This is a genomic window from Brucella haematophila (assembly GCF_005938105.1).
In the GTDB taxonomy this organism is placed as follows: Bacteria; Pseudomonadota; Alphaproteobacteria; order Rhizobiales; family Rhizobiaceae; genus Brucella; species Brucella haematophila.
In genome coordinates, this window is sequence record NZ_VCPE01000044.1 from 1 (window position 1) to 3,507 (window position 3,507).

Genomic DNA, 3,507 nt, shown 5'->3' on the forward strand with positions numbered 1-3,507 from the left:
GAATTGTGTGTGCGGCTCGGCGACGAGATGGAACAGAGAAACAATTGCGGGTCGCTGAGTGCATGGAGACGAACCGTTGCAACGCTCCAGGTGACCGATGACCTTGCATAGTTCGCTCCCGTTTTCGAAACGGCAGATGGCTGTTTTCGGCCCGATTATTGAGGCCCTTGTGCGACCAATGGTCAAGGCCGGGTGCCACTTCTGCCTTTGCTGCACCGTAGGAGCGGAGCTTATCGGTGATGATCCGTTTGGGAGCAAAGCCATAGCGCTTCATTAACGTGAGCGCAACGAATAGCCCACGTCTTTCGTGATTGACGGAATGGGTTTCCGGCTGGCAGTCAAAACTTTTGCTTTGCCCGCTTCGGCATAAAATAGGTTCGGATATTGACGAGTGCTTCAGCGACGTCAGCGGCATCCTGGCGGGTGGCTTTGCGTTTTGTCTCGCCGAGCTTGCGAATTGGCGCAATGATATCGCCGGTGACGGCATGACCGCGAAGAACCGGCTGCCAAAGTCTCGGCGCGTATCCTGTTGCCAGCAAAAAGCAGAGGTCCCAATCGAACGGATCAAAGGTTTGATCATCGATCCTGGTGAACCTGGGCCGGTAGTCTTTCGGGGTTTCAGAGAGGCTCCCCGAGATACGGTTATATTCCGCAACGATCGTCTGCACGGCCCGATGTTCGGTTGTTTCCATCGGCAGGTTCAGGGCGTCCGGGCCAGTCAGTTCCGGGATCCATTTGCGTGGGTCGATGAACTTTGGGCCAATGATCAGAGCCGTAAGATAACCATCGAGACCGCTCATTGACCAGATTGGCGATGCCGGACGGCGTCCCCTGATAAAGGCTTCGAACGCCGCGTCATCAAGCTTCGGTCGATCCGTCGTCCCCTGGCTGTTGTGCATCATGCCGCCCGTCGCTCCTGCTGCGTCATCGCTTCACGCTCAGCCTTCCAGGCCCACGGCAGGAGACTTTCCATTTCGTTGGCTTTCACTTTGCCGGAGATGATGCGCTCCAGCACATCGGCAAGCCAGACCTCGGGGTCCACACCATTCAGTTTACAGGTGTTGACGAGCGATGCGAGGACAGCGAAAGTCTTTCCACCCCGCTCGTTGCCCACGAACAGCGAATTCTTCCTCGTCAGGGCCACGGATTTCATTGAACGCTCGACCACATTGGAATCGATCTCGACCCGGCCATCATCAAGGCAGGCTGTCAACCCGCTCCAATGGTTGAGCGTGTAGCTGACGGCCTTGCCAAGCGCCGATTTCGCCGACACCTCGTCGCGCAGTTCGGTGAGGTGGACTTTCAGCTCTCTCATGACTGGAGCAGCCTCGCGACGTCTCACGACGAGCCGGGTATCGGCGCTTTCGCCGCGCAGTTTTGCTTCGATCCGATAGACTTCCGCAATCCTGGCAAGGATCGACAAAGCCTCCGAAGAACCCGTCAGCTTGACGACATCGACGAACTTGCGCCGCGCATGAGCAAGGCAGAAGGCCAGCCGCATGGGTGCGACATTGCTCTTGCCCCGACGTTTGACCATGGTTTTATAGGCTTGGTATCCATCGACTTGAAGCACGCCGGTAAACGACGACAATTGCCCCTCGATCTCGCGGGCGCTGCGGCTTTCGGCAAAGATATAGGCCACGGCCGGCGGTGCCGGACCATTCCAGGGACGGTCGTCAACCGCCTGCGCCCATAACTGGCAGACCTTGGTTCGTTTGCGCCCCGGCTCGAGCCGCGGCAACGGCGTCTCGTCACAGAACACTCTCGGCTGCGAGCGGATAAAGGCGGTAAGCGCGTCATAGAGAAGCTCCAGCCACCAGGCGACCCGCATCACCCAGGCGCCAAGCGTACCGCGATCGATGATGACACCGCAGGAGGCCAGCATTTGCGCCTGTCGATTGAGCGGGAGATGCCAGGCAAACTTCGAAACAGCGACATGCGCGGCAAACGCCGTGGTCACCATGCCACCGTCCATCACGCGCGCCGGTGCAGGTGCTTGCACGATGGCACTCTCACAGGCCCGGCATGCATAGCGCGGCCGGATCGTCCGTTTGACCCGGACAACAGCAGGTACGATGTCGAGCGCCTCGCTGACGTCCGTGTCGATGCAATGCAGTTCGAACGAACAGCAGGGGCAAATCTTGCTCTCCGGCTCAATGATCTCTTCATAGCGCGGAAGATGCTTGGGCAAGCGGCCGATATTGCGGGCAGACGATCGCCGTGCCTGTGTTTTGTCTTCACCGGCCGGTGCGGCATCGTCATTGGCTGCAACGGGAATATCGCTTAGATCGCCCAGGTCGAGCGTTGCCTGGGCTGGATCGATGATCGTCATCTTCTCCGATTTCGTCCCGAAGAGCTGGCGCTCAAGGAAGGCAATACGCGCTTTGAGATCGGCATTTTCTTCGTCGAGTAAGAGAATGATCCGGGTCAATTGCGCAGCATCCTGGGGCAAGGGATCGGGTCGAAGCAGCATGACCGACCCTATCATATTAGCCTGAATCTTCAAGCAAAACCAATAGGATCAGCCTACTTTTGAGGGTCGTCTCACCGCGTTTCGCTTGACCCGCGTCCAGTCAATGCCAGCTAGCAAAAGCGAGAACTCCTGGGCACTCATCTGCATCGCACCATCGCGGATCGGGGGCCAAACAAACTTTCCGCTCTCCAACCACTTTGTCGCCAGGATCATGCCTGACCCATCCCAGTAAATGCAGCGAAGTCGATCCAGACGCTTGGCGCGGAAAACGAACACGTCGCCACAATAGGGATCGGCCGCGAGCGCTGACGCCACCAAAGCCACAAGGCCATTCATGCCGCGCCGGAAGTCGACCGGTTGCGTAGCCACCATGATCTTCACGCCACTCGGCGAAACTCCGATCACCGGCGACCTCGCAAGGCCGCCACCATCGCTTGCGCCAGTTCAGGTGCTACCGGGCCGATAACCGTCATGCGCGCGCCAGCAATCTCGATCTCAATTCGACCCGCGGCAAAGTGGGCGACATCTGACGGCGCGCCTGGAGCCGGCGTTCGATCGCCAACTACCGTCACCGGCACGAACATCGCCTGCTGCGCACTGGACCTCGCAGATCGTTGAGAGGTCAGCCCAGCGTCCCGGCGCCAGACGTTCAGCAAGCCGCGATTGACGCCCCAGCGCCGGGCAACGGCCGAGATGTTAACATCAGGTTCCGCGCTTTCCGCAAGGATCCGCGCCTTCTCCTCGTCAGTCCAATTCCGCCGCTGCCGCCGGCCGGTAATCACCTCGATCCGACGATACTTTCCCTCATGCCTGGCTTCATCCATGTCTTCAAGCATGGCATCAGCGCGATCTCCAATCATCCCGGTCCGCTCCTATCAATGAAGGAGCTTATCTCGCGGCATCATTCACAAAAGAAAAGGTGGGATGTTCGTCGCGCTCACTCATTAACGCCACAAGCAATCGCTTTGCCGCCCTTTTATCACGCCGCTTCTGCAAGATTTCTTCGAGAACGGAGCCATGTTGATCCACCGCAC

The 3,507-nt window shown here is 58.6% G+C and carries 5 protein-coding genes and 1 pseudogene; all 6 read right to left on the minus strand.

Annotation, left to right across the window (positions count from 1 at the left end; genetic code table 11):
• Positions 1-277: pseudogene (locus tag FGI60_RS26055) on the minus strand (DDE-type integrase/transposase/recombinase); the annotation flags it as partial.
• 61 nt (positions 278-338) lie between these two features.
• The gene (locus FGI60_RS26060) at positions 339-902 is read right to left on the minus strand and encodes a UPF0149 family protein (RefSeq protein ID WP_105528924.1); all 564 of its coding nucleotides are present in this window, start codon (positions 900-902) and stop codon (positions 339-341) included.
• A complete protein-coding gene (tnpC, locus tag FGI60_RS26065; RefSeq protein WP_138787568.1) occupies positions 899-2,473 on the minus strand; it encodes an IS66 family transposase in 1,575 nt (524 codons plus the stop codon). Before tnpC ends, FGI60_RS26060 begins: the two co-directional genes overlap by 4 nt.
• 48 nt (positions 2,474-2,521) lie before the next feature.
• Positions 2,522-2,878: an IS66 family insertion sequence element accessory protein TnpB gene (tnpB, locus tag FGI60_RS26070; RefSeq protein WP_105528926.1), complete on the minus strand. Its 357-nt coding sequence runs from the start codon at positions 2,876-2,878 to the stop codon at positions 2,522-2,524.
• The gene (gene tnpA / locus FGI60_RS26075) at positions 2,875-3,333 is read right to left on the minus strand and encodes an IS66-like element accessory protein TnpA (RefSeq protein WP_105528927.1); all 459 of its coding nucleotides are present in this window, start codon (positions 3,331-3,333) and stop codon (positions 2,875-2,877) included. Before tnpA ends, tnpB begins: the two co-directional genes overlap by 4 nt.
• A 28-nt stretch (positions 3,334-3,361) precedes the next feature.
• Positions 3,362-3,507 (minus strand): DDE-type integrase/transposase/recombinase (locus FGI60_RS26630; RefSeq protein ID WP_268898870.1); only part of this gene is annotated, 146 nt, incomplete at its 5' end.